The organism is Micromonospora sp. CA-240977, assembly GCF_050942285.1.
In the GTDB taxonomy this organism is placed as follows: domain Bacteria; phylum Actinomycetota; class Actinomycetes; order Mycobacteriales; family Micromonosporaceae; genus Micromonospora.
On sequence record NZ_CP192055.1, the window covers coordinates 6,829,370 to 6,853,482 of the forward strand.

Annotated in this window: 23 protein-coding genes and 1 pseudogene; 9 read left to right on the forward strand and 15 right to left on the reverse strand. The window is 72.7% G+C overall.

Annotation, left to right across the window (positions count from 1 at the left end):
- Window positions 1-115: 115 nt before the first annotated feature.
- The 7 genes from htpX to ACQPWW_RS31090 form a co-directional block, all read right to left on the reverse strand.
- A complete protein-coding gene (gene htpX / locus ACQPWW_RS31060; RefSeq protein ID WP_433127381.1) occupies window positions 116-991 on the reverse strand; it encodes a zinc metalloprotease HtpX in 876 nt (291 codons plus the stop codon).
- Window positions 992-1,103: 112 nt separating this feature from the next.
- Entirely contained in the window at window positions 1,104-2,606 is a 1,503-nt protein-coding gene (locus ACQPWW_RS31065; RefSeq protein WP_433127382.1) for an NADH-quinone oxidoreductase subunit N, read from the reverse strand.
- On the reverse strand, window positions 2,603-4,111 hold the full coding sequence (locus ACQPWW_RS31070) for a complex I subunit 4 family protein (RefSeq protein WP_433127383.1): 1,509 nt from the start codon (window positions 4,109-4,111) through the stop codon (window positions 2,603-2,605). The genes ACQPWW_RS31065 and ACQPWW_RS31070 overlap by 4 nt, the downstream gene beginning before the upstream one ends.
- Window positions 4,108-6,039 (reverse strand): NADH-quinone oxidoreductase subunit 5 family protein, encoded by a 1,932-nt coding sequence (locus tag ACQPWW_RS31075; protein ID WP_433127384.1) that lies wholly within the window; start codon window positions 6,037-6,039, stop codon window positions 4,108-4,110. Before ACQPWW_RS31075 ends, ACQPWW_RS31070 begins: the two co-directional genes overlap by 4 nt.
- Complete coding sequence (nuoK, locus tag ACQPWW_RS31080; RefSeq protein WP_433127385.1) at window positions 6,036-6,398, reverse strand: NADH-quinone oxidoreductase subunit NuoK; 363 nt, start codon at window positions 6,396-6,398, stop codon at window positions 6,036-6,038. Before nuoK ends, ACQPWW_RS31075 begins: the two co-directional genes overlap by 4 nt.
- Window positions 6,395-6,958 carry an NADH-quinone oxidoreductase subunit J family protein gene (locus ACQPWW_RS31085; RefSeq protein WP_433127386.1) on the reverse strand — a complete coding sequence of 188 codons (564 nt, stop codon included), beginning with the start codon at window positions 6,956-6,958 and terminating at the stop codon, window positions 6,395-6,397. Before ACQPWW_RS31085 ends, nuoK begins: the two co-directional genes overlap by 4 nt.
- Before the next feature lie 25 nt (window positions 6,959-6,983).
- Entirely contained in the window at window positions 6,984-7,598 is a 615-nt protein-coding gene (locus tag ACQPWW_RS31090) for a NuoI/complex I 23 kDa subunit family protein (protein ID WP_433127387.1), read from the reverse strand.
- 96 nt (window positions 7,599-7,694) lie between these two features.
- Between ACQPWW_RS31090 and ACQPWW_RS31095 the strand changes: the two genes are divergently transcribed.
- Complete coding sequence (locus ACQPWW_RS31095) at window positions 7,695-7,817, forward strand: hypothetical protein (protein WP_433127388.1); 123 nt, start codon at window positions 7,695-7,697, stop codon at window positions 7,815-7,817.
- Here ACQPWW_RS31095 and ACQPWW_RS31100 read toward each other — a convergent pair.
- Window positions 7,798-8,226 (reverse strand): ester cyclase, encoded by a 429-nt coding sequence (locus tag ACQPWW_RS31100; protein WP_433127389.1) that lies wholly within the window; start codon window positions 8,224-8,226, stop codon window positions 7,798-7,800. The two genes, ACQPWW_RS31095 and ACQPWW_RS31100, sit on opposite strands and share 20 nt — an antisense overlap.
- Before the next feature lie 86 nt (window positions 8,227-8,312).
- Here ACQPWW_RS31100 and ACQPWW_RS31105 point away from each other — a divergent pair, with 86 nt between their 5' ends.
- Window positions 8,313-9,332, forward strand: a complete 1,020-nt coding sequence (locus ACQPWW_RS31105) for a glutathione S-transferase family protein (RefSeq protein WP_433127390.1) — start codon at window positions 8,313-8,315, stop codon at window positions 9,330-9,332.
- A 131-nt stretch (window positions 9,333-9,463) separates the two neighbouring features.
- Here ACQPWW_RS31105 and ACQPWW_RS31110 read toward each other — a convergent pair whose 3' ends face one another.
- Window positions 9,464-10,426: a complex I subunit 1/NuoH family protein gene (locus tag ACQPWW_RS31110; RefSeq protein ID WP_357807644.1), complete on the reverse strand. Its 963-nt coding sequence runs from the start codon at window positions 10,424-10,426 to the stop codon at window positions 9,464-9,466.
- A gap of 299 nt (window positions 10,427-10,725) precedes the next feature.
- Window positions 10,726-11,322 (reverse strand): annotated as a pseudogene (locus ACQPWW_RS31115) (NADH-quinone oxidoreductase subunit C); the annotation flags it as partial.
- Window positions 11,323-11,427: 105 nt separating this feature from the next.
- On the opposite strand from ACQPWW_RS31115, the gene ACQPWW_RS31120 reads away from it, so the two are divergent.
- The gene (locus ACQPWW_RS31120) at window positions 11,428-12,474 is read left to right on the forward strand and encodes a glucose 1-dehydrogenase (RefSeq protein WP_433127391.1); all 1,047 of its coding nucleotides are present in this window, start codon (window positions 11,428-11,430) and stop codon (window positions 12,472-12,474) included.
- A gap of 16 nt (window positions 12,475-12,490) precedes the next feature.
- Here the strand turns inward: ACQPWW_RS31120 and ACQPWW_RS31125 are convergent, their stop codons facing one another.
- Window positions 12,491-13,807, reverse strand: a complete 1,317-nt coding sequence (locus ACQPWW_RS31125) for a DUF2252 domain-containing protein (protein WP_433127392.1) — start codon at window positions 13,805-13,807, stop codon at window positions 12,491-12,493.
- 35 nt (window positions 13,808-13,842) lie between these two features.
- The gene (locus ACQPWW_RS31130) at window positions 13,843-14,424 is read right to left on the reverse strand and encodes an NADH-quinone oxidoreductase subunit B (protein ID WP_433127393.1); all 582 of its coding nucleotides are present in this window, start codon (window positions 14,422-14,424) and stop codon (window positions 13,843-13,845) included.
- Window positions 14,425-14,620: 196 nt separating this feature from the next.
- Here ACQPWW_RS31130 and ACQPWW_RS31135 point away from each other — a divergent pair, with 196 nt between their 5' ends.
- Both ACQPWW_RS31135 and ACQPWW_RS31140 read left to right on the forward strand, forming a co-directional pair.
- Window positions 14,621-15,181, forward strand: a complete 561-nt coding sequence (locus tag ACQPWW_RS31135) for an RNA polymerase sigma factor (protein WP_433127394.1) — start codon at window positions 14,621-14,623, stop codon at window positions 15,179-15,181.
- Entirely contained in the window at window positions 15,174-16,376 is a 1,203-nt protein-coding gene (locus tag ACQPWW_RS31140) for a hypothetical protein (protein WP_433127395.1), read from the forward strand. The genes ACQPWW_RS31135 and ACQPWW_RS31140 overlap by 8 nt, the downstream gene beginning before the upstream one ends.
- 51 nt (window positions 16,377-16,427) lie before the next feature.
- Here ACQPWW_RS31140 and ACQPWW_RS31145 read toward each other — a convergent pair whose 3' ends face one another.
- Together ACQPWW_RS31145 and ACQPWW_RS31150 are read right to left on the reverse strand one after the other, a co-directional pair.
- A complete protein-coding gene (locus ACQPWW_RS31145) occupies window positions 16,428-17,909 on the reverse strand; it encodes a pyridoxal phosphate-dependent decarboxylase family protein (protein ID WP_433127396.1) in 1,482 nt (493 codons plus the stop codon).
- Between the two features lie 27 nt (window positions 17,910-17,936).
- Complete coding sequence (locus ACQPWW_RS31150) at window positions 17,937-19,328, reverse strand: MFS transporter (protein WP_433127397.1); 1,392 nt, start codon at window positions 19,326-19,328, stop codon at window positions 17,937-17,939.
- Window positions 19,329-19,513: 185 nt separating this feature from the next.
- Between ACQPWW_RS31150 and ACQPWW_RS31155 the strand changes: the two genes are divergently transcribed.
- Both ACQPWW_RS31155 and ACQPWW_RS31160 read left to right on the forward strand, forming a co-directional pair.
- Window positions 19,514-20,077, forward strand: a complete 564-nt coding sequence (locus tag ACQPWW_RS31155; RefSeq protein ID WP_433127398.1) for a SigE family RNA polymerase sigma factor — start codon at window positions 19,514-19,516, stop codon at window positions 20,075-20,077.
- Window positions 20,070-21,281 (forward strand): hypothetical protein, encoded by a 1,212-nt coding sequence (locus tag ACQPWW_RS31160; protein ID WP_433127399.1) that lies wholly within the window; start codon window positions 20,070-20,072, stop codon window positions 21,279-21,281. Before ACQPWW_RS31155 ends, ACQPWW_RS31160 begins: the two co-directional genes overlap by 8 nt.
- Before the next feature lie 87 nt (window positions 21,282-21,368).
- On the opposite strand, the gene ACQPWW_RS31165 is transcribed toward ACQPWW_RS31160, so the two are convergent.
- Window positions 21,369-21,683 carry an MGMT family protein gene (locus ACQPWW_RS31165; protein WP_433127400.1) on the reverse strand — a complete coding sequence of 105 codons (315 nt, stop codon included), beginning with the start codon at window positions 21,681-21,683 and terminating at the stop codon, window positions 21,369-21,371.
- A gap of 13 nt (window positions 21,684-21,696) precedes the next feature.
- Between ACQPWW_RS31165 and proB the strand changes: the two genes are divergently transcribed.
- Both proB and ACQPWW_RS31175 read left to right on the forward strand, forming a co-directional pair.
- Entirely contained in the window at window positions 21,697-22,854 is a 1,158-nt protein-coding gene (gene proB / locus ACQPWW_RS31170) for a glutamate 5-kinase (RefSeq protein WP_433127401.1), read from the forward strand.
- An 11-nt stretch (window positions 22,855-22,865) separates the two neighbouring features.
- Entirely contained in the window at window positions 22,866-24,107 is a 1,242-nt protein-coding gene (locus ACQPWW_RS31175) for a glutamate-5-semialdehyde dehydrogenase (RefSeq protein WP_433127402.1), read from the forward strand.
- The last annotated feature ends 6 nt before the right edge of the window (window positions 24,108-24,113 follow it).

Sequence of the window (24,113 nt, forward strand, 5' to 3'; positions counted from 1 at the left end):
AATGAGCGTTAGCCGTTACGACCCTAACGCCACCGTCGGGCCGGCAGACAACCGAAATACGCACTCCGCCCGTACCCGGGGCAACCGGGTACGGGCGGAGGAGGTGCTCAGTGGGTCAGCGTTGGAACTGGACCGGCCCCGCGTTGGCGGCCATCTGCTCCAGCCGTGCGACGCGGTCCTCCATCTTCGGGTGGGTGGAGAAGAGCGCGGCCATGCCGCCGCCCCGGAACGGGTTGGCGATCATCAGGTGCGCCGTGCTGGTGAGCTGGCCCTGAGCCGGCAGAGGCCGACGTCGGGCAACCGCGTCGATCTTGCGGAGGGCGCTCGCCAGGGCCAGCGGGTCGCGGCTCAACTCGGCGCCCGAGGCGTCCGCCTGGAACTCGCGGCTCCGGCTGATCGCCAACTGGATCACGGTCGCCGCGATCGGGCCGAGGATCAGGGTGAGCAGCAGCACTGCCGGGTTCGGCCGGTCCTCGTCGTCCCCACCGCCCAGCGGGATGAAGAAGGCGAGGTTGGCAAGCAGGGTGATGATGCTGGCCAGACCGGCCGCCACGCTGGAGATCAGGATGTCCCGGTTGTAGACGTGGGACAGCTCGTGCCCGATCACGCCGCGCAGCTCGCGGTAGTCGAGGATCTCGGTGATCCCCTGGGTCACGCAGACCGCCGCGTGCTGCGGGTTACGACCCGTGGCGAACGCGTTCGGCTGCGCGGTCGGGCTGACGTACAGGCGCGGCATCGGCTGCCGGGCGTCGGTCGCCAACTCCCGCACCATCCGGTACAGCTCGGGGAACTGTGCCTCGGTGACCGGTTGCGCACCCATCGAGCGCAGCGCGAGCTTGTCGGAGTAGAAGTAGGTGACGCCGTTCATGACCAGCGAGATGAGGACGGCGATGACCAGACCGCTGCTGCCACCGAACCCGTAGCCCACCGCGAGAATCAGCGCGGAGAGCAGGCCGAGCAGGGCGGCGGTCTTGAGACGGTTGTGGTGCACAATCTCTCCTTCGGTGCACGGATCGCCGGGATCCGCTGACCGGTGCAACAACCCGGTACCCGCCAACCATCCGTCTCAACGCTGAGAGTTCACTGAGACTGGAATTCGCAGGTCAGCGGTTGGCGAGGTCGAGCACCACCTGGGGGGCGAGGCCGAGCACCACGGCGGCCACCGTCGTCACCGCCAGCACCACAGCCACCACACCCACCAGGGGTACGCCGGCCGCGCCGTCACCGGCTGGCGCCGCGGCCGGGCCCGGTGTCGTTGTCGCCGGTACCCAGAGCGCGGCGGTCACCCGCAGGTAGTAGGCCAGCCCGATCACCGCGTTCAGCGCCACCACCAGCGCCAACCAGGCCGCCCCGCCGTCGAGCAACGCCCGTACCACTGTCACCTTGGCGAACAGGCCGGCAAGACCGGGTGGCAGGCCGGCCAGACCCACAAGCGCGAGACCGAGCGCCGCGGCCCGCCACGGGTGCCGGCGGGCCGCCCCGCGCAGGTCGTCGAGCGTGCCGCCGTCCGCACCGGCCGGGCGCAACGCGGTCACCCCGGCGAACGCGGCCAGCTCCAACACCACGAAGAAGACGGCGTACGCCAGCGCGGCGGCGTACGCGGCGGAGCGGGCCTCGTCCGTGCGACCGGCGGCCAGCGCCAACGCCCCCAGCGGGGCGAGGATGTAGCCGGCCTGCGCGACGGACGACCAGGCGAGCAGCCGGACGGTACGCCGCTGGCGCAGCGCGACGAGGTTGCCGACGGTCATGGTGAGCACCGCGAGCACGGCGAGCACCGGCCCGGTCTGCTCCGCCGGCAGCGCCCGCTGCACCACGGCGAGCAGCGCGACGAGGCCACCCAGCTTCGACGCCGTGGACAGGTACGCGGCCACCGGCAGCGGCGCCCCGTCGTAGGTGGCCGGCGCCCAGGCGTGGAACGGCACCGCCGCCACCTTGAACGCCAACCCGGCCAGCAGCAACGCCACCGCGGCGGTGGTCAGCGGCAGGTCCCGCAGGTCCGGCCGCTCGGCGAGCAGCGTGCCGAGCCGGTCCAGGTGCAGCCCGCCGGTCACCGCGTACAGCAGCGCCGCGCCGAGCAGCGTGATGGTGGTCGCCACCACGCTGACCACGAAGAAGGTAAGTGCCGCCTCGGCGCTGGCGAGGTTGCCCCGACGCAGGCCGACAAGCACGTACAGCGGCAGGGTCAGCGTCTCCAGGGCGACGATCAACGTGATCAGGTCGCCCGCCGCGCCGAGCACCACGCCACCGGTCATCGAGCAGGCCAGCAGGAAGCAGTACTCCCCCACCGGCGACCGCCCACCCCGCAGCGCCGGCACGGACAGCCCGAGCACGCCCAGGGTGAGCAGCGCCACCACCGCGCCGACCAGGGCGGCCCGGCCGTTGAAGATCCAGGAGCAGTCGGCGCCGACACAGAACGTCCGCCGCTCCCCGGCCGCGCCGACCAGCGCGGCACCGACGGCGGTGCCGAGCGCGCCGAGCGCCGCCACCGCGATCGTGGCCCGGGGCCGCGCCAGGAGCAGGTCGGTGAGGAGCACGAGCACGGCGGTGCCGGCGGCCAGGTAGGCCGGCAGCAGCGCGACGTTGTCCACACTCTGCACGCCGGTCATGGGAAGACCACCCCGATCAGGGCGTCGACGGGAGCCTCCGCGACGCCGAGGACCAGCGCCGGGGCCAGCCCGATGGCCAACGCGAGCAGCACCAGCGGCACCCAGGCGGTCAGCTCCGCACCGGCCAGGCCGGGGCCGACCCGGCCGACAGCGGCACTCGGCCGATTGTGGGTCACCTGGCGCAGCAGGCGCAGGAAGTACGCGGCGGTGAGCGCCGCACCGACAGCCGCCAGCACCCCGAGGGTGGTCCAGAGCGGGCCGCCCACCTGGATGGCGGCGATCACCGCGAACGCCTCGCCCCAGAAGCCGGCCAACCCGGGCAGGCCGAGCGAGCCGATCGCCGCGAACGCGAGCAGGCCCGCCAACCGGGGCGCGGTCTCCCGCAGCCCGGACAACTCGGCGAGCGTGCCCGTCCCGGTCCGGTCCTTCACCGCCCCGGCCAGGAAGAACAGCAGAGCGGTGAGCACCCCGTGCGCGATGTTGCCGATCAACGCCGCCTGGATGCCGACAGTGGTCAGCGTGGCGACGCCGAGCAGCACGAAGCCCATGTGCCCCACGCTGGAGTACGCGATCAGCCGCTTCACGTCGGCCTGCGCCAGACAGACGAGCGAGCCGATCAGGATCGCGGCGACGGCCAGCACGCCGAGCACCGGCGCCGCCCACCGGGCGCCCTCCGGCGCCACCCCCACCGCCACCCGGATCAGACCGTAGGTGCCCATCTTCAGCAGCACCCCGGCCAACACGACACTGCCCACCGTGGGGGCCTGGGTGTGCGCGTCGGGCAGCCAGGAGTGCAGCGGCCACAGCGGGCTCTTCACCGCGAACGCCACAGCGAGCAGTGTGAACGCGGCCAGTTGGGTGCCCCTGGACATCCCCGCGCCGCCGGTCAGCGCCACCAGATCGGCGGTGCCGGTGGCCGCGACCACCACGTACACGCCGACCAGCAGCAGCACCGAGCCGAAGAGCGTGTAGAGCGCGAACTTGCGGGCCGCCCGACGCCGGTCCGCGCCGCCCCAGCCGGCGATGATCGCGTACATCGGCAGCAGGACGACCTCGAAGAAGAGGAAGAACAGCACCAGGTCCAGGGCGAGGAAGGTGCCCAGGATGCCCACCTCGACCACCAACAGCAACGCCACCAACGCCCGGCCGCTGCCGCCGTCCGGCACCCGCCACATCGTGTACGCGCAGCAGAGCAGCGTGAGCAGCGCGGTCAACACGACAAGCGGCCAGGAGATGCCGTCGACGCCGAGGTGGAAGCGCAACTCCAGGCCGGGCACCCACTGCAGATCCACCTGGTGCCACGGACGCACCGCTGGCGCGTCGGCCGACCAGGCGAACCAGCCCTGCCGATCGAACACCAGCGGCACCGCGGCCAGCAGGGTCAGCGCCGCCGCGACGGTGCCGACCAGTCGGGCCGCCCGGTCCCGGGGTGTCGCCGCCACCGCGACCGCGCCGAGCGCCGGCACCGCCAGCACGGCGACCAGCAACACCTGCCCGAACGTCATAGGGTCACTCCGATCAGGGCGGCGGCCAACCCGATCAGCAGGGCGCCGGCCAGCACGCCGGCGGCGGCCCGGGGCAGCGCCGCCCGGTGCAGCGCGGCCAGCCCCGCGCCCAGACCGGTGGCGGCCCGCCCGCTGCCCTCGACCGCGCCGTCCACCACCACCTCGTCACCGGCGCGAACGACGCGGGCCAGCGCGCGGACGGGGCGTACGACAAGGGCGTGCTGGACGTCGTCGAGGCGGAACGCGCGAGCGAAGACCGGCCGCAGCGGGCCCAGCGCGTCCGCCGGGTCGGCGGCCGGGTTCCGCCGCCACCCGAGCGTGACCAGCACCGCCCCGACCAGCAGAAACGCGAGCGGAAGCAGCACCCCCGGCCCCACGTGGACCAGGCCGTCCTCGGAGCCCGCCACCGGCACTGTCGGAAACCGCAGACGGTCGGCGAACGCCCCGACGAACCCGGCCAGACCGAGCAGCGCGGCCGGCACGGTCAGCAGCAGCACCGGCCAGCGCAGCACCGCGGGCGGGTCGTGCGGCCGGACCAGCGGCAGGCGTGGAGCACCGAAGAACGCGCGCAGCAGCAGCCGGCCGGCATACCAGGCGGTGATCGCCACGCCGAGCAGGCCCGCGATCCAGACGATCCACCCCACCCAGGACGGTGCCGGACCGGTGCCCTCCAGCGCGGCGGACTCGGCCACCGTGAGGACGCCGTCCTTGCTCCAGAAGCCCGCCAACGGCGGCACCCCCGCCAGCGCGCCCAGGCCCACCACTGTGCACCAGAACGTCACAGGCATGCTGCGCCGCAGCCCGCCCATCTCCGACATCAGGGTGGTGCCCACGGCGTGGATCACCGCGCCGGCGGCGAGGAACAGCAACGCCTTGAACGCGGCGTGGGTGAGCAGGTGGAACAGCGCCGCCGACGGTGAACCGACCGCCAGCGCGCCGGTCATGTAGCCCAACTGGGAGACTGTCGACCAGGCCAGCACGCGCTTGATGTCGTCCTGGGCGGTGGCGGCGAGCGCGCCGAGCAGCAGGGTGATCGCGCCGAGCACCCCCAGCACCGTCAGCGTCACCGGCGCGGCAGTGAAGAGCGGGTAGAGCCGGGCCACCGCGTACACCCCGGCGGCGACCATCGTCGCGGCGTGGATCAGCGCGGAGATCGGCGTCGGGCCGGCCATCGCGTCCGGCAGCCAGGTGTGCAGCGGGAACTGCGCGCTCTTGCCGGCCACCCCGGCGAGCAGCAGCAGACCCGCGGCGGTCAACGTCGCGGTGGAGTGGTCGTGGGCGAGCACGTCGGCGACCCGGAAGCTGCCCGTCGACACGCCCAACAACGCGATGCCCAGCAGGAACCCGACGTCACCGACCCGGGTCACCAGGAACGCCTTCATCGCGGCGGCCGGCGCGCCGGGCAGTCGGCGGTCGTGGGCGATGAGCAGGTACGAGCAGAGGCCCATCACCTCCCAGCCGACCAACAGCATGATCAGGTCACCGGCGACCACCACCAGCAGCATGGCGCCGGTGAAGATGCTGATCTGCGCGGCGTACGGCGGGTAGCGGTGGTCGACGTCGACGTCGTCGTGCGGACCGCGCCGCAGGTAGCCGATCGAGTAGACCTGCACGGCCAGCGCGACAGCGGTGACCGCCACCGCGACCAGCGCGGCGGCGCCGTCCAGCCGGACGCCGAGCGTCACCGCCAGCCCGCCGACGTCGACCCAGATGGTCGACGTCTCCATCGGCCCGTCGACGGTGAGCAGCAGCGCGACGGCCAGCGCCAACGCGACGGCCGCGCCGGTCACGCCAAGCGCGACGGCCGCCTGTCGGGCCCGGCCGCTGCGGGTGGTGTCGTTGTGGCGCGGGGCCGGCGGCAACAGCAGGCCGGTCAGGCCGGCGACCAGCGGTACGGCGGGCAGCAACGCCCCGAGCAGTCCGGTCACCGGCCCGCCTCCGTGTCCGGGACGGCCGGCTCTCGCCCGCCGACGGTCCGCGCCGGCTCGGTCAACGGCACGTCGTCCACCGCGACGGTGGCCCGCAGCCGGTAGAGCTGGAGGACGATCGCCAGCCCCACCCCGATCTCGGCGGCGGCGAGGACGATCACGAACAGCGCGAAGACCTGCCCGGAGTGCGGCAGCACGGCGCGGGCGGTGGTGTCCGCAGTGACCAGGATCAGGTTGACCGCGTTGAGCATCAACTCGACAGACATCAGCACCAGCACCGCGTTGCGCCGCCGCAGCACGCCGTACACGCCGAGGCCGAACAGCAGCGCGGCGGTGACGTACGGGATGACCGGCCTCACCGGCGCCCCCCGGTCCGGACGTCGACCTCGGGCCGGTCGGCGGTGGCCGCCGCGCCGGGGGCGGCCCGGCCGATGTCCGGCCGGGACAGCACTATCGCACCCACCAGGGCGGACAGCAGCAGCACCGAGAGCACCTCGAACGGCAGCACCCAGGACTGGAAGATCTGCTCACCCAGCCGCTCGGCGGTGCCCGCGGCGGGCAGCGCGACGGTGCTCCAGCGGTACGCGTCGACGAGCAGCACGGTCAGCCCCAGCCCGGCGCCGCCACCGATCAGGGCGGCCGGCCAGCCGGGCCGGTCCAGGTCGTCGGATGCGCCGATCGGCGCCCGGGTCAGCATCACCGCGAACAGCAGCAGGACCACCACCGCGCCCACGTAGATCAGCACCTGCACCCAGGCCACCAGCTCGGCGCTGAGCACCAGGAAGTCACCGGCCAGCGCGCCCAGGCACACCACCAGGTAGAGCCCCGCCCGGACCAGGTGTTTCGTGGTCACCACCAGCACACCGGCGCCGACCGCCACCGCGCCGAGGGCGAGCAACAGCACGTCCGCGCCGGTCACCGGGCCGCCTCTCCGGCTCGCGCGGTCACGACGCGGGGTTCTGATCGGCGTCGGGGCGTACCGATGGGGCGGCCGGACGGGCGGCGGCCTTGCGGGCCGCGGCGGTCTCCTCCTTGGCCGGCTCCCCGTTCGGGTCGTGCGCGGGCGGCGCGGGGACGGTGGCCATCCACTGGCCGAGGTGGTCCTTGTCGTGCAGCAGGTCCTTGATGTCGTACTCGGCGTACTCGAACTCGGGTGACCAGTAGAGCGCGTCGAACGGGCAGACCTCGATGCAGATGCCGCAGTACATGCAGAGCGAGAAGTCGATGTCGAACTTGTCGAGCACGTTGCGCTGGCGGGGGCGGGCGGCGCCGGGCACCGCCACCTCCTCCTTGTGCGAGTCGATGTAGATGCACCAGTCCGGACACTCCCGCGCGCAGAGCATGCAGACAGTGCAGTTCTCCTCCGACAGCGCGATCACGCCACGCGAGCGGGGCGGCAGGTCGGGGGCCACGTCCGGGTACTGCTGGGTGGTCGAGCGGCTGGTCATCGTCTTGAGGGTGACCGCCAGCCCCTTCACCAGGCCCGCGCCGGGCAGGCCGCGCGCGCCGGTGGCGCCGGCCGGGTCGCCGTGCTCGCTGGGGTGGGTCATGTCGACCATCCTGCCCTGTGGCCCCGGCGCGCGCGACCACCACCCACAGGTCCACGGCGGTACCGTGGTCGCGGGGAGAACGAACACGCTGGAAAGGACCCGTCGATGACCGCCGCGCTGCACGGCGACGTTCCGCCGCCGGGCGGGTGGACGACCGACGGCATCCTCGTGCCGGAGCCGTGGGAGATGGACATCCGGTCGGAGCGGTTCACCCCCCGGGCCCGCTGACAGCGGTCGGTGGGAGCATCTCGACGCCGAGTTGTTGCAGCAACTGGAACAGCTCGTTGCAGCTCCACACCTCGACGATCCGGCCCGCGGCGTCGAAGCGCAGGAACGTCGCCCCCGAGTAGCTGACCACCTGCCCGGTCGGCGGCACCGGCCCGAACTGCCCGGCGTGCGTGCCGGCGGCCCGCCAGTGCACGGCCACCCGCTCGCCGGCCGCCACCACGTCCACGATCTTGTAGCGCAGGTCCGGGAAGGCCGCCCGCCGCTCCCGGTGCCAGGCAAGCGTCGCCTCCGGCCCGGTGCCGCCCAGCCCCGGGCACTCCTCGGCGATCAACTCGTACGCCGACTCCTCCCGACGCGCGTTCCACACCTCGGCGATGAACCGCCGGGCCGCCGCCTCCACATCCGTCATGCGGGCGAGGGTATCCGGGCTCACCGCGTCGACAGCTCGGAGATCGGTAAGGATGGGGAGCAGGTGGCAACAGACCGGAGGATGACGTGGGCGAGGAAACAGGCGGGAAGTACGTCGAGCCGGGTGGCGAGTTCACCCGCGACCAGCGGTACATCGCCACCCGGATCACCGAGGACGGGCGCGACGGGTACCCGGTGGAGCCCGGCCGGTACCGGCTGGCGGTCAGTCGGGCCTGCCCGTGGGCCAACCGACTGATCATCGTGCGGCGACTCCTCGGCCTGGAGGACGCCATCTCGATGGCGGTGGCCGGGCCGACCCACGACGCCCGGAGCTGGACCTTCGACCTCGACCCGGGCGGGCGGGACCCGGTGCTCGGCATCGAGCGCATCCAGGAGGCGTACTTCAAGCGCTTCCCCGGCTACGAGCGCGGCATCACCGTCCCGGCGATCGTCGACGTGCCGACCGGGCAGGTGGTGACGAACGACTACGCGCAGATGAGCCTCGACCTGTCCACCCAGTGGCGCGCGTACCACCGCCCCGGCGCCCCGCAGCTCTATCCCGAGCATCTGCGGGCGCAGATCGACGAGGTGAACGACGTGGTCTTCCGGGACGTCAACAACGGCGTCTACCGGTGCGGGTTCGCCGGCAGCCAGGAGGCGTACGACAAGGCGTACCACCGGCTCTTCGACCGGCTGGACTGGTTGACCGAGCGGCTGACCGACCAGCGCTTCCTGGTCGGCGACACCATCACCGAGGCCGACGTGCGGCTGTTCACCACGCTGGTCCGCTTCGACCCGGTCTACCACGGCCACTTCAAGTGCAACCGGCAGAAGCTGAGCGAGATGCCGGTGCTGTGGGGGTACGCCCGGGACCTGTTCCAGACCCCCGGCTTCGGCGACACAATCGATTTCGACCACATCAAGCGGCACTACTACGAGGTGCACCGCGACATCAACCCGACCGGGATCGTGCCACTCGGCCCCGACCTGTCCAACTGGGTCACCCCGCACGGTCGGGAGGCCCTGGGTGGCCGCCCCTTCGGCGACGGCACCCCGCCCCCGCCGCCGGCCGAGCCCGTCGACCTGACGCACACCCCGCTGAGCTGAGCGGGGCCCAGTCGTCGCAAGATCGTGCTCGATCCTGGTTTCCGGGGCCTCCCGGATCGCCGAGGCCACTACAACCAGGATCGAGCGCGATCATGGGCGCGCTCGCCGCGCGATGCGCGGTCGTGCTCGCCCTACAGGGCGACGCGGACGGCTGCCGTGAGGACCAGTTGCGCGAGGGATGCCGGCACCAGCACCAGCCAGCAGAGACGTTGGAGCTGGTCCTCACGTAGCCGGGGGTAGGACACCCGGAGCCAGATGATCACGAAGGACACCGCGAAGATCTTGAGCAGCGTCCAGAGCCAGCCCAGTTGATCGTCGGCGAACGGGCCCTGCCACCCACCGAGGAACAGCACAGTGGTCAGCGCGGCGATCACCACGATGCCGACGTACTCGGCGAGCAGGAAGAACGCGAAACGCAGACCGGTGTATTCGGTCATGTAGCCGAAGACCAGCTCGGAGTCCGCCACCGGCATGTCGAACGGTGGCCGGCGGATCTCGGCCAGCCCGGCGACGAAGAAGACGATCATCGCGGGTGCCTGCCAGAGCAGCCACCACGGCTGCCACGCCTCGACGATGCCGGAGAGGCTGAGCGTGCCCGCCGCCATCGCCACCGAGGCGGCGGCCAGCACCAGCGGTAGCTCGTAACCGAGCAACTGGGCGGCCCCCCGCAGCCCACCGAGCAGGCTGTACTTGTTGGCCGACGCCCACGCCGACATGAGTACCGCCACGACCCCGACACCGACCACGGCCAGCACGAAGAACAAGCCGATGTCCAACGGTTGCCCGACCAGGTCGTTCGGGCCGAGCGGAATGACGAGCAGCACCAGCAGGTAGGGCACCAGGGCCACCGCCGGGGCCAGCCGGAACACCGCCCGGTCCGCCTCGCGGGGGGTCACGTCCTCCTTCTGCACGAACTTGACCCCGTCCGCGACCAACTGGGCCCAGCCGTGGAAGCCGCCCGCGTACATCGGACCGAGCCGGCCCTGCATGTGCGCCATCACCTTGTGCTCGGCCTGGCCGACCAGCAGCGGCAGGGTGAGGAACGCGACAAGCACGCCACCCACCCGCAGCACCAGCTCCACCCAGAGCGGCATCAGGTCGTACCCCCGTCGTCGTCGGTGCGGCCGTCGCGGGCCGGCGGGTCCGCGACCGGGCCCGACCCCGGCTGGTCGGCTGAGCCCGGCCCGCCGGCGGGCGCGGCCGGGCCGTCAGTGGGCGCGGTTCGCGCGGGCGCGGCCGGATCGGCGGCGGGCGTGGGTCGCGCGGGCGCGGCCGGGCCGGCGTCACCCGCGGCAGACCGGGGAGTACGCGCCGGACGGGTCCCCGGCGCGGGCCGCGCCGGACGCTCACCGGACGGGCGGGCCGGGGTACCGCCTCGCGGACCCTCCCCCACCCCACCGGCGCCGGCCGGGGTGGGCGTGGTCCCCCACTCGCCCGGAGCGGGAACGCCCGGCGGGCGGATCGGCCGCCGTCCACCACCCGCCTCGGACTCGCCCGGCTCCTTCGCGCCCGGCCAGGGCTTCGCCACCCGGGACGCGAGCACGAACTCCTTACGGAGCGGGTGGCCCTCGAACTCCGGCGGCAGCAGCAGCGGCAACAGGTCACCGTGGCCGGCGAAGTCGATGCCGAACATCTCGTGCGTCTCCCGCTCGTGCCAGGCGGCGCCCGGGTAGACCTCGACCACCGAGGCGACCGTGGCCGCGTCGCGCGGCAGCCGGGTACGCAGCAGCACACCGTGTCGCAGCCGCGTCGACCAGAGGTGCGCCACCACGTCGAAGCCGTCGGTCAACTCGTCGACGGCGGAGAGCCAGTCGAAGAAGTCGCAGGCCAACGTGTCGTCGTCGCGGGCGGCCCGGACAGCGGTCAGCCAGCTGTCCGCTGGGACGTCCACGGTGGCCCGGGCGAACCGTTGCCCACCGGAGACCGACGGGGTCGCCGCAACCGGCGCGAGCAGCGCGACCAGCCGAGCGCCGACCTCTTCGGGAGTCATGCCGCTGATCCTAGTGCCGGTCGGGTCCGCGCCTGGCCGCCGCCGAGGCCCGGTGATCTGCCGGCTTTGGGAGCGGTGCGGCCCTCGGCGGGGAAAGATGAGGACGTGCGCGCTGTGACTGTGAAACCCGGAGTAGCCAACTCACTGAGCCTCGTCGAGGATCAGCCGGAGCCGGCTGCCGAGGAAGGCTCGGTGCTTGTCGAGGCGCTGGCGGTCGGGATCTGCGGCACGGATCACGAGATCATCGCCGGGGAGTACGGCGAGGCGCCGCCGGGTGCGGACCGCCTGGTCATCGGGCACGAGTCGCTGGGCCGGGTGATCGAGGACGCCAGCGGCACCATGCAACCCGGTGACCTGGTGGCCGGGATCGTCCGGCATCCCGACCCCGTGCCCTGCCCCAACTGCGCGGTCGGCGAGTGGGACATGTGCCGCAACGGTCTGTACACCGAACACGGCATCAAGGCGCTACCCGGGTTCGCCCGCGACCGCTGGCGGATCGAGCCCCGGTTCGCGGTCCGGCTCGATCCGGCGCTGGCCCAGGTCGGTGTGCTGTTGGAACCGACGAGCGTGGTGGCGAAGGCCTGGGACCACATCGAGCGGATCGGGCACCGGGCCGAGTGGCAGCCGCAGACCGTCCTCGTCACCGGGGCCGGGCCGATCGGGCTGCTTGCCGCTCTGCTCGGCACCCAGCGCGGGCTCTCCGTCCACGTGCTGGACCGGGCCACCGACGGGCCGAAGCCGGAACTGGTCCGTGGGCTCGGCGCCACCTACCACGCGGTGCCGGTCAACGACCTGCCCTTCGAACCGGACGTGGTGATCGAGTGCACCGGCGCGCCCACTGTGGTCCTCGACGTCATGTGCAAGGCGGGCCCGACCGGGATCGTCTGCCTGGCCGGGGTGTCCAGCGGTGGTCGGAGCATCGACTTCGACGCCGGCGCCCTCAACCGGGCGTTGGTGCTGGAGAACAACGTCGTCTTCGGCTCGGTGAACGCCAACCGGCGGCACTGGAACATGGCCGCGCAGGCGTTGGCCCGCGCGGACCAGGTCTGGTTGGAGTCGCTTGTCACCCGTCGGGTGCCGGCGAACAGGTACGCCGACGCGTACACCCCCGGGCCGGACGACATCAAGGTGGTGCTGGAGTTCGCCTCCTGAGCGCGGCCCCGCCCGCTCAGATGCCCGGCAGCCGGCCGTTGCGGAACAGGTCGACGAAGAGCTGGTGGTCCTGCCGGGCGCGCACCCCGTACGCGTGCGCGAAATCCACAAGGTGGGCGACGAAGCCCGCCTCGTCGGCGTCCACCGCTGCCACGATCGCCTCCTCGGTGGAGTAGTCCACCAGGTCGTGACTGGACTCGTCGTCGGCGACCGAGTGCATCCGGGCCACCGCCCGGCCCAGGTCGACGAGCACCCCGGTCAACTCCTCCGGCTCGTTCACGTCCGACCAGTCCAGGTCCGCGGCGTACGGGGAGACCTCGGCGACGAGCTGACCGGCCCCGTCCAGCTCGGTGAAGCCCAGCCACGGGTCGGCGTGCGCCTGCAACGCCCGCTGTGACTCGGCGGTCCGGTGCCCCTGGTGCTGGAAGTAGCCGCGGACCGACTCGTCGGTGACGTACCGCGCCACGGCCGGCACCTGCGCCTGCTTCATGTAGATGACGACGTCGTTCTCCAGGGCCTGGGTGTGACCCTCCAGCAGCAGGTTGTACGACGGCAGCCCGGCGGACCCGATGCCCACGCCCTTGCGCAGCACCACGTCCTTGATCCGCGCCGCCACCGGCCGGAGCTGCGCCGAGGCGGTCGGCAGGGTGCCCAGGTAGTCCTGGAAGGCGGCGCGTACCCGGTCCCGGGTGGTGCCGTCGACCTCGAAGACCCCGTCACCGATGGAGAACCGCCGCTCGTAGTTGTCGATGGTGGTCTGCGTGGCGAGCAGGTCCACGCGGGTGTTGAGTCGGGCCTGCTGGAGCACCCGTCGCAGCACCCCGTCGGCGTTCTCCAGGGTGATCGAGCCGATCGCGTCGTCGCCGCCGGCGGCGATGGCCCGCAGCTCCGTCAGATACGACCGGGCGAAGCCGGCGACCAGATCGCCGATCGACGTGTCGGAGAGCGCCTTGCCGTAGCCGAGCAGCGCCACGCTGGCCGCGAGCCGGCGCAGATCCCAGGTGAACGGACCGACGTACGCCTCGTCGAAGTCGTTGACGTTGAACACGAGTTGCCCGGACGCGTTCATGTAGGTGCCGAAGTTCTCGGCGTGCAGGTCACCGTGGATCCACACCCGGCTGGTCCGCTCGTCGAGGAACCGGTCGTCGGCGAAGTCGCCGCGCTGGTCGGCGTAGAACAGCGCGGCGCTGCCCCGGTAGAAGGCGAACGGAGACGCGGCCATCTTGCGGAACTTGCGGCGGAAGGCGGCCGGGTCGATCGCCATCGACGCGCCGAACTCCTCGGTGAGCACGTCGACGATGTGGGTGGACCGCTGGTCTGTGGAGCTGGTCATGATGCGCAGGCTAGCCCTGCCTGGCCACCCGTACGTCAGTTCGTGGCGGGTGGGCGTACCGGCGCGGCGGTGAGCGAGTCGACGGAGCGCGGGGCGGCGGCTTCGCGGGGTGGGGCGTCCAGCGGGGCGGCCAGCAGGTCCCGTTGCGGCACGCCGCCGACGCCGGACTGCTCGGCGGCGATCTTCTCCTGGAGGCGCAGGATGCCGTGCAGCAGCGCCTCCGGCCGGGGTGGGCAGCCGGGCACGTAGACGTCGACCGGGATGAGCTGGTCGACTCCCTTGGTCACCGAGTACGAGTCCCAGTAGGGGCCGCCGCAGTTGGAGCAGGCGCCGAACGAGATGACGTACTTCGGTTCGGGCATCTGGTCGTAGAGCCGCTTGATCGCCGGCGCCATCTTGTCGGTCACCGTGCCGGACACCACCATCAGGTCGGCCTGTCGGGGACCGTGGGCGAACGGGATCACGCCGAGCCGGATGAAGTCGTGCCGACCCATGCTGGTGGCGATGAACTCGATGGCGCAGCAGGCCAGGCCGAAGTTGAACACCCAGAGCGAGTAGCGGCGGCCCCAGTTCAGCACGAACCGGATCGGCTCGCCGAGCACTGCCGGTAGCTGCACGAGCGCCCCCTCTCCTCACCGACAGTGAATCACAGGCAGCGTCGACGCGGTCCGGCGGTGAGCGGCCCGGGCGCCCCGCCGACTGTCCCGGACCCGACAATGAATCGACGATGAACGACGCGCAACCTTCCGGTGGTTCCGCCGGTGTGACTGATGCTGGCGAACGTGCCGCCAGCGGCCACCAGGGGGAGGGCGAGTGGTTGTGACGAGAGACGTGCGGGTGGGTGGGCGACCGCCGGACCCCCCGGGCAACTCCACCCGGGCGGCCAGCGAACTGGTCTTCGACGACTTCTACCACGCCCACTACCGCGGGCTGGTGGTGCAGTTGACCGCGTACACGGGTGACCGTGGGCAGGCGCAGGACCTGGTCCAGGAGGCGTTCTGCCGGGCGTACGCCCGCTGGGACCGGCTCGCCGGGTACGAGGATCCGTTGGCCTGGGTCCGCAAGGTCGCCTGGAACCTCGGACACAACCGCTGGCGGCGGCTGCGGACCGCCCAGTCGTGGCTGCTGCGGCAGCGGGAGGCCCACGTCGCCGGGCCGAGCCCCGACCGGGTCGCCCTCGACGTCGCGTTGGCGAAGTTGCCGCCGAAGCAGCGCCGGGCGGTCGTTCTGCACTACCTCGCCGATCTGTCGGTCGCCGAGATCGCCGCCGAGGAGCGGGTTGCCGAGGGCACCGTCAAGTCCTGGCTGCACCGGGGCCGGACGGCCCTCGCGACCCATCTGCGGGACACCAACGAGGAGGTGCGGGATGTCTGAGCAGGAGACCCTCGGCCTCGCCGACGAATTTGCCAACTACCGCCGTACCGTGCTGGAGAAGGTCGAGGTGCCCGGCCCCGCCGCCGTCCGGCGGACGGTGCGGGTCCGCAACCGACGCCGGTGGGGGGCCACCGCCACGACGGTGCTCGCGCTGTTCGGCGGGTCCGCCATCGGGTACGCGACGATGAACGGCCCGGACCACGGGCCACGTCCGGTCGACCCGACGCCGAGCTTGTCGGTGTCGCCCGCGCCGGACGGATCGACGAGCCCGGCTCCCAGCCCCTCCGTGACAGGTGGCGGCCCCGGCTCCGCAGTGCCTGACGGCCGGATCAGCCGGGCCCAGTTGCTCGGCGCATCGGTGACCCTGCCGGCGTGGCGGGCCGGGCCCGGCTGCCCGACGTCGGCCGTGCGGATCAGCGGCGACGACCGCGAGGGGGTCAACTGGCTCGTGGCGCTCGACCACGGCGACGTCGACGGGGACGGGGCGGTGGAGACGGTGGCGCTGGTGCAGTGCGTGCTCGGCACCCGCGGTCCCATGCAGGTGGTCGCCTTCGACAGGGACGAGCGGGGGAAGGTGGTCACGCTCGGCCGTGTGGTGGCGACGACGATCGACAAGCCGCAGTGGCTGTTCGCCCTCGACGTGGTGGGCGACGGCACGGTTCGCGTGCAGGTGGGTGACATCGCTCCCGGGGGCGGCTGGTCCGCCGACTGGTCACAGAAGCAGTGGCGGGGCTACCGCTGGAAGGGCGACGCCTTCGCCCAGGTCTCCGGGCCGACGAGCTTCGGTCCGAACCGGCACAACGTCAACCTTGTCGTCACCGCCACGAATCTGGTGCTCACCGACGCTGCGGACGGCGCCAAGGTCGGCACGGTCACCGTGCGCGTTCGCAACGGGGCCGGACCGGTCGCCTACGTGGCGCTGCGGCTGGGCCTGCCGGCGGAGGTCCGCCCGGACGGCAGCGGCTGGGCGGTGTGCCGAAACGACCCGGAGACGACCCGGGAGCCGGTGACGTGCGACCTGAACCAGCTCGAAGCCGGCGCGGAGACCCGACTGACATTGGGCTTTCGGGTTCCGGCGGGCAGCACAGTCGGCACCGGCAAGGCCGACGTGGACGTCCGGGCGATGGACGCCAACTTCGACTTCGTCGAGGAGGTCTACGACGTGGACAACACAGTCTCGATCACCTACCGCTGAACCGGTCGGTCCGGTCCGCCGTCGCCGGACGGCGGACCGGACCGGGCGGCGTCACCAGGTGGGACGTTGCAGCAGTCCGACGAACTCCACGAGCAGTCGTTCGCGCAACGCCGGCGGGGCGGCGTCGAGCAGGGTGTTCACCACCGCCAGCCGGTCCGGCGTACCACCGGCGGCGAGTCCGAGCCCGGCGGCGAGTCCGGCGACGAGTTCGGGCGTGAGGGCGTCCGGGGTCAACGACGTCGCCAGCGCCACCAGCTCGGGCGGGAGGGCGACCGGACCGGCTGTCCGGGCGGCGGCCACCGCATCGACCAGGTCCGGCCCGAACTCGGCGACCCGGGGCGCGACCGAGGCGGTCACCGTGAGGTGCACACTCGCCGGCAGCCCCGCGTACGACAGTTGGGGCTGGGTGTGCCAGCCACGCGCGGTCAGCTCGTCGACAAGGACGAACAGGTCGGGGCCGCCCTCGGTGGCGGTGAAGCACACCACCGTCGACTCCGGCTCAACCATCAGCCGCAACCCGTCGACGGCGCGGACCGCGTCGGTCAGACCGGCGACCGCGTCCCGGGTGACCTCGGCGAGCCGCAGGTAACCGTCGTCGCCGAGGTGCCGCACAGTGGCGTACGCGGCGGCGATCGGCCCGCCCGAGCGGGTGGACGCGATCACCGGGTTGATCATCGTGTAGCCGGGCCAGTCCGCGTACGCGAAGTACTGCGGGGCGCGCAGCGCCGCGTCCCGGTGCAGCAGCACCGACACCCCCTTCGGCGCGTACGCGTACTTGTGCAGGTCCACCGAGATGGAGGTGACCCCGGGTACCGCGAAGTCGAACGCCGGCACCGGCTCACCGAGGCGGCGCAGGTAGGGCAGGGTCCAGCCGCCGAAGCAGGCGTCCACGTGGCAGCGCACCCCGGCGTCGGCCGCCACCGCCGCGATCTCCGCGACCGGGTCCACCACCCCGTGCGCGTACGACGGCGCGGAGCAGGCGACGAGCACCGTCTCCGGGCGGATCGCGGCGGCCATCGCGGCCGGGTCGGGACGCAGGGTGTCCGGGGACACCGGCACCACGTCCAGCGCCACCCGCAGGTAGTGCGCCGCCTTGGCGAACGCGGCGTGCGCCGTCGACGGCACCACGATCCGGGGCGCGGCGATCTCCGGGTGCGCGTCCCGGGCCGTCTTGACGGCGAGGATCAGCGACTCGGTGCCGCCACTGGTGACGCTGCCGACCACGTCCGGGGCGGTGGTGCCCGGACCGGCGCCGAGCACCCGGCCGGCGGCGCCCACCAGGGCGTTCTCCATGGCCAGCAGGGACGGGAACGCGGTCGGGTCCAGCCCGTTGACGTGCGCGCTCTCCCGGTGCGCGGCGGCAGTCAGCTCGTCCAGGCCCGGTACCGCGGGGTCGTAGACGTACGCGAACAACTGCCCGCCGTGCGTCGGCCGGTCGCCGGCGCGCAACTGCCGAACCTCGTCGAGCGCAACCTCAGCCGCGACCCCGAGAGGCAACGCGACCCGGCCCTCGACAGTGCTCTCGTCGATCATCAAGTGCTGGTGCCCTTCTCGTGACTGTCAACGGCGTTCGTCCCCGAGCACAACTCCCGGACCGCCCGGAGCGTCCCGCGGCTCGGGGATCAAGTCGCCGGGGGTGAGGGTGTACTGGCGAAGCAGGAGGATCGGCGGGGCGATCAACAGGGCCGGGATCAGCGTGAAGCCGAGGAGGACGCCCAGCCGGGCCGAGTCCGACTGGACGGCTGCCGAGCCGGTGTCCGAGGACACGTAGCCGGAGAGCTGGAGCACCAGGCCGTAGATCCCCGGGCCCAGCGCCAGACCGAGAGTCTCCCCGGCCGTCCACAGGCCGGTGAAGACACCCGCCTGTCGCCGACCGGTGCGCCTGGTGTCGTACGCGATGCAGTCCGGCAGCATCGCCAGCGCGAAGACCTGCTGCCCGGCGTACCCGACGCCGATCACCGCGACCACCAGGTAGACGGCGACCGTCGGAAGCGCCGACGCGGCGACCAGGGCGAGCGCCCCGACGGCGAGGATCAGCGAAGCGGCGACAAGCGCGGTCCGCTTGCCGAGGCGGGCACCGACCCGGGACCAGATCGGCATCACCAACAGCGCCGGCCCGACGAAGCAGACGAAGAGCAGGGTGGGCCCGCTCGTGTCGTCGCGCAGGATCTGCGCCGCGAAGTAGTTGACCCCGGCCAGGATCGTCGCCACCCCGGCGGACTGCACGACGAAACAGATGAGCAGCGCCCGGAAGGGGCGGTTGGCGGCGGCCACGGCGAGTTGGGCCCGCAGTGTCGGCTCGCTCCCGCTCACCGTGCCGGTCGGCGCGGACCGGGTGCCGAGGAATGCCCCGAGGGCGCCGAGGGCGATCAGCGCCGCCACGAACAGGCCCATCCACCGGTGCCCGGCCACACCGTCGCCGCCGGCGCTCACCACGAGTGGAGCGACAGCGCCGGAGACCAGGATGGCCAACGCCAGCACCGCGATCCGCCAGGTCATCAACCGGGTGCGCTCGGCGTAGTCGTCGGTCAACTCCGCCGGCATCGCCACGTACGGCACCTGGAAGAAGGCGAACGCGGTGGCGGTGGCGAGGAAGGCGAACGCCACGTACGCGGCGGCGGCCGACCCGTTGCCGAACGGCGCGGCGAAGATCGACGCGAACAGGACGGCGAGCGCGAGGCCACCGATGAGCAGGTACGGCCGGCGGGCGCCCCAGCGCGACCGGGTGCGGTCGGAGATCCGCCCGGCGACCGGGTTGACCAGCACGTCCCAGGCCTTCGGCAGCAGCACCAGCAGGGCGGCAAGTCCGGCCGCCACGCCCAGCGTGTCGGTCAGGTACGGCAGCAGCAGCAGACCGGGCACGGTGCCGAACGCACCGGTCGCCAGGGAGCCGAGCGCGTAGCCTGCGTGCACCCGTCGAGGCAGCGAGCCGGCGCCCGGCGGCGTTTTCATGGGGCCGAATATTACTCACGTTGTGTCGGAGGCCACATCCCCTCATCCGGTGATCAACCTGGCGGCCCGTCCCGGACAGGCGGATCAGTCGGGTTACCGGCAGCGGAGCCCGCAACCACCTCCCCAGTCTCGGGGTGTTACCTGCGCCGACGGCACACCAGCCCGGCGGTGACGGGGGAGGGGCAGTGACAGCGACGATGGGGGCCCGCGCCAACGAGCCACCGGCGGCACGGACGGCCGGTGCGGTGGTCGAGGAGACGATCACCTTCGACGACTTCTACCACGCGCACTTCGGCAGCGTGACAGCCCAACTGTGTGCGTACACCGGAGATCTGGGCCATGCCCAGGACCTGGCCCAGGAGGCGTTCTACCGGGCGCTGGCCCGCTGGGACCGCCTGGTCCGCTACGACGACCCGGTGGCCTGGGTCCGCCAGGTCGCCTGGAACCTGGCCCGCAGCCGCTGGCGACGCCTGCGTACCGCCCGCAACCACCTGCTGCGGCAACGGCGCACCGAGGCCGAGGTGCCCGGCCCGACACCCGACCGGGTCGCCATCGACGCGGCGCTGGCCCAACTGCCCGCCAACCACCGCCGCGCGGTCATCCTGCACTACCTGGCCGACCTGTCGGTCAGCCAGATCGCCGCCCAGGAAGGGGTGGCCGAGGGCACCGTGAAGTCCTGGTTGCACCGCGGCCGGACAGCCCTGGCCGGGCTGCTCGACGAGAACACCGAGGGGGTGTGCGATGTCTGACCTCGATCCGCGACTGCGCCAGCGGCTCGGCGCGTACCGCAATGACGTGATCAGCCACGTCGCCGGTCCCGGTCCCGACCAGGCCCGACAGCTGCTGCGCCGACGGCGGCGGATGGCCGCGGTCGCCGTGGCCGCGGCGGCCGTCGTGCTGGTGGTGGCCCCCGTGGTCGCCAACGCCGCGCTCAACAACGACGACCGGACCCCGCCGGTGCCGGCGGAGTCCGTCACACCGACGCCCCCGGCACCGTCGGCGCCGCCGACGCCGCCACCGACCGGATCGGCGTCGCCGAACACCGCCCCCACCGCCCCGGACGGGCGGATCAGTAGGGCGCAACTACTCGCCACACGGGTGGACCTGCCGAACTGGCAGCCGGGCGAGATGGAGGGCGGCTGCGCCACCGCCAAGGTTCGGCTCCGGACCAACACGGACAACACCTACGTGTCGGAGCTGGCGGAGAACGCGTTTCGGTACGGCGACCTCGACGGCGACGGCGCCGTCGAGACCGTCGCCGTCGTCTCCTGCCGGTACGGCGAGGCGTCGGCGAAGCAGGTGGTGGCCTTCGACCGGGACCGCGAGGGCCGGATCGTGACGCTGGGCCGGGTGGTCCGGACCGGTGACGGGTTCGACGACATCCGCGCGACCGAGGTCAACCGGTCCGGGTCGGTCGAGGTGCGGGTGGCGGACATCCAACCCTGCTGCGGGACACCGAGCTACCTGCGGCGGGAGCAGGTGCGGACGTACCGGTGGGACGGCGAGCGGTTCAGCCAGACCGACGGTCCCACGGCGTTCGGCAGGGATCCCCGGCTCACCGACCTGAGGCTGAGCATGACCCACCAGCTGACCGACGTCGCCGGTGCGGACACCCGACGCACCCTCACCACGGTCTTCACTGTCACCAACGCCGGCCCGGTCGACGCGCCCCAGGTCGCGTTCCACGGCATCGAGGTGGGCGAGCGGGCGGGCGGGGACTGGTCCCGGTGCGACCCGAACCCCCCGCCCCAGGCGGACAACCCGACGTGCCTGTTGCCCGGGGTGCCGGCCGGTGAGTCGCGCCGGTACACGTTCGTCCAGCTGGTGCCGGGCACGCCGAGACCCGACGCGCAGGTTCAGCGGTTCTTCGTCGTCCACTGCGACGCCCAGGACCGCTGGTGGCCCGACCTGAAGAAGGACGACAACGGGGTGGACTCTCCGATCCGTTTCTGAACCACCTCGCGGTGCCCCGTCCCCCGCCGGGACGGGGCACCGCCCCGCCGGCCGGGCCGGCGGCATCGTCCGCACGTGCCGCGCCGGTCAGCCTTCCGCGTCCGGAGACCAACCGGCCGCCGCCATGTCAACGCCCTCGCCGCGCAGCGGCGCCCCCTCGGCGCGCAGCCGGGACCGCGCCTCCCGCTCATGCCCCGGCGGCAACCGGCCAGCCGCCGTGACCACCCGATGCCACGGCACCGAGCCGCCGTGTCGGGCCATGATGCTGCCCACCAGCCGCGCCGAGGCACGACCCGAACGCTCGGCGAGCGCATCGGCGATCCCGCCGTACGACATCACCCGGCCCGCCGGGATCCGCTCGACCAGGTCGAGCACCGCCTCGACGTACTCGTCAGGAGTCACAATCCGCCACCATATGGGAACGTCGCCGGGCGGTGCGGCCGTGACCACGCAGAATGGGCGGGTGCGCGACGCAGTCACGGCGGCCCGGCGAGTCGTCGTCAAGATCGGATCTTCCTCGTTGACCACCGCGACCGGCGGGCTGGCCGACGAGCGCGTCGACACGCTCGTCGACACCCTCGGCCGGCTGACCAGCGAGGGACGCGAGGTGGTGCTTGTCTCCTCCGGCGCGATCGCCGCCGGCCTCGCCCCGCTCGGGCTGCCCCGACGCCCGCGCGACCTGGCCACCCAGCAGGCCGCCGCCAGCGTCGGGCAGGGCCTCCTGATCGGCCGGTACGCGACGAGCTTCGCCCGGCACGGCCGCACCGTCGGGCAGGTGCTGCTCACCGTCGACGACGTGACCCGACGGGCGCACTACCGCAACGCGTACCGGACGCTGCGTAAGCTGCTCGACCTGGGGGCAGTGCCGATCGTCAACGAGAACGACACGGTCGCCACCCAGGAGATCCGCTTCGGTGACAACGACCGGCTGGCCGCCCTGGTCGCCGCGCTGGTCCACGCCGACCTGCTGGTGCTCCTCTCCGACGTGGACGCGCTCTGGACCGGCGACCCCACCAATCCGCGCTCGACCCGGATCGCGGAGGTCCGTGACGACGCGGACCTCGCCGGGATCACCATCGGCGGGGCTGGCCGCTCCGGCGTCGGCACCGGCGGCATGGTGACAAAGGTCGAGGCCGCCCGGATCGCCACCGGCTTCGGCATTCCGGTGGTGCTCACCGCCGCCGACCTGGCCGCGCCGGCCCTGGCCGGCGACCCGGTCGGCACCCTGTTCCATCCGCAACGGCAACGCCCGACAGCCCGGCTGTTCTGGCTGGCCCACGCCACGTCGCCCCGGGGGCGACTGCACCTCGACCCGGGCGCGGTGGCCGCCGTCGTCGGGCGGCGCAAGTCGCTGCTGCCCGCCGGCATCACCGCCGTGGACGGCACCTTCACCGCTGGCGACCCGGTGGACCTGGTGGACACCGCCGGCGCGTCGGTCGCCCGCGGGCTTGTCAACTACGACGCGGTGGAACTGCCGGGGCTGCTCGGCCGCTCCACGTCCGAACTCGCCGCGGCGCTCGGCCCGGCGTACGAACGAGAGGTCGTCCACCGCGACGACCTCGTGTTGCTGTGAGGAGTGCTGGCATGAGCGTCGTCGAGCAGGCACGTCGAGCGCGGGACGCCGCCGCTGACCTGGCCACGGCCACCCGTACGGTCAAGGACGCCGCGCTGGTGGCGATGGCCGACGCGCTGGTGGCGCGTACCCCGGAGATCCTGGCCGCGAACGAGACGGACCTGGCTGCCGGCCGGGAGGCCGGGCTGAGCGCGGCAGTGCTGGACCGGCTCGCGCTCGACGCGGGCCGGGTGGTCGGCATCGCCGACGCGCTGCGCCAGATGGCCGCGCTGCCCGACCCGGTCGGTGAGGTGGTCCGCGGCTCCACCCTGCCCAACGGGCTGGAGCTGCGCCAGATCCGGGTGCCGTTCGGGGTGGTCGGCATCATCTACGAGGCGCGACCGAACGTGACTGTGGACGCCGCCGGGATCTGCCTGAAGTCCGGCAACGCGGCGCTGCTGCGCGGGTCGTCGTCGGCCGCGCACTCCAACGCCGCGCTTGTCGCGGTGCTGCGCGACGCGGTCGCCGAGGCCGGGCTGCCCGCCGACGCGGTGCAGCTGCTCGACGCCAGCTCCCGCGACTCGGTCAAGGAGCTGATGCGCGCCCGAGGGCTCGTCGACGTGCTCATCCCCCGCGGTGGCGCGTCCCTGATCCGCACCGTGGTCGAGGAGTCGACGGTGCCGGTGATCGAGACCGGGGTGGGTAACTGCCACGTGTACGTGGACGCCGCTGCCGACGTGTCGCGGGCCGTCGCTGTGACGTTGAACGCCAAGACGCAGCGCCTGTCCACCTGCAACACCGCCGAGTCGCTGCTTGTGCACGCCGGCGTCGCCGACGCGTTCCTGCCGCCGATGCTTGCCGCCTTCGCCGAGGCCGGGGTGACGGTGCACGGCTCCCCCGAGGTGGCCGCGTACTCCGCCGCCGTGGTCCCGGCCACCGAGGAGGACTTCGCCACCGAGTACCTGTCCGCCGACATCTCGGTCGCGGTTGTCGACTCGCTGGACGCGGCCGTCGGGCACATCCGGCGCTACGGCACCGGGCACACGGAGGCGATCCTCACCGACTCGGCGAGCGCGGCCCGCGAATTCGTCGCGCGGGTGGACTCGGCCGCGGTGATGGTGAACGCGTCGACCCGCTTCACCGACGGCGGCGAGTTCGGCTTCGGCGCGGAGATCGGCATCTCCACCCAGAAGCTGCACGCCCGTGGCCCGATGGGCCTGCCCGAGCTGACAAGCACCAAGTACGTCGTCACCGGGGACGGGCACCTGCGGTAGGAGCGG

Bases quoted from the DNA above. Each gene is read 5' to 3' on its own strand.
- ACQPWW_RS31065 (WP_433127382.1), bottom strand. From the start codon at position 2,606: ATGACCGGCGTGCAGAGTGTGGACAACGTCGCGCTGCTGCCGGCCTAC.
- ACQPWW_RS31070 (WP_433127383.1), bottom strand. From the start codon at position 4,111: ATGACGTTCGGGCAGGTGTTGCTGGTCGCCGTGCTGGCGGTGCCGGCG.
- ACQPWW_RS31090 (WP_433127387.1), bottom strand. From the start codon at position 7,598: ATGGTCGACATGACCCACCCCAGCGAGCACGGCGACCCGGCCGGCGCC.
- ACQPWW_RS31095 (WP_433127388.1), top strand. From the start codon at position 7,695: ATGACCGCCGCGCTGCACGGCGACGTTCCGCCGCCGGGCGGGTGGACG.
- ACQPWW_RS31100 (WP_433127389.1), bottom strand. From the start codon at position 8,226: ATGACGGATGTGGAGGCGGCGGCCCGGCGGTTCATCGCCGAGGTGTGG.
- ACQPWW_RS31110 (WP_357807644.1), bottom strand. From the start codon at position 10,426: ATGCCGCTCTGGGTGGAGCTGGTGCTGCGGGTGGGTGGCGTGCTTGTC.
- ACQPWW_RS31125 (WP_433127392.1), bottom strand. From the start codon at position 13,807: ATGACCAGCTCCACAGACCAGCGGTCCACCCACATCGTCGACGTGCTC.
- ACQPWW_RS31140 (WP_433127395.1), top strand. From the start codon at position 15,174: ATGTCTGAGCAGGAGACCCTCGGCCTCGCCGACGAATTTGCCAACTAC.
- ACQPWW_RS31145 (WP_433127396.1), bottom strand. From the start codon at position 17,909: ATGATCGACGAGAGCACTGTCGAGGGCCGGGTCGCGTTGCCTCTCGGG.
- ACQPWW_RS31150 (WP_433127397.1), bottom strand. From the start codon at position 19,328: ATGAAAACGCCGCCGGGCGCCGGCTCGCTGCCTCGACGGGTGCACGCA.
- ACQPWW_RS31160 (WP_433127399.1), top strand. From the start codon at position 20,070: ATGTCTGACCTCGATCCGCGACTGCGCCAGCGGCTCGGCGCGTACCGC.
- proB (WP_433127401.1), top strand. From the start codon at position 21,697: ATGGGAACGTCGCCGGGCGGTGCGGCCGTGACCACGCAGAATGGGCGG.
- ACQPWW_RS31175 (WP_433127402.1), top strand. From the start codon at position 22,866: ATGAGCGTCGTCGAGCAGGCACGTCGAGCGCGGGACGCCGCCGCTGAC.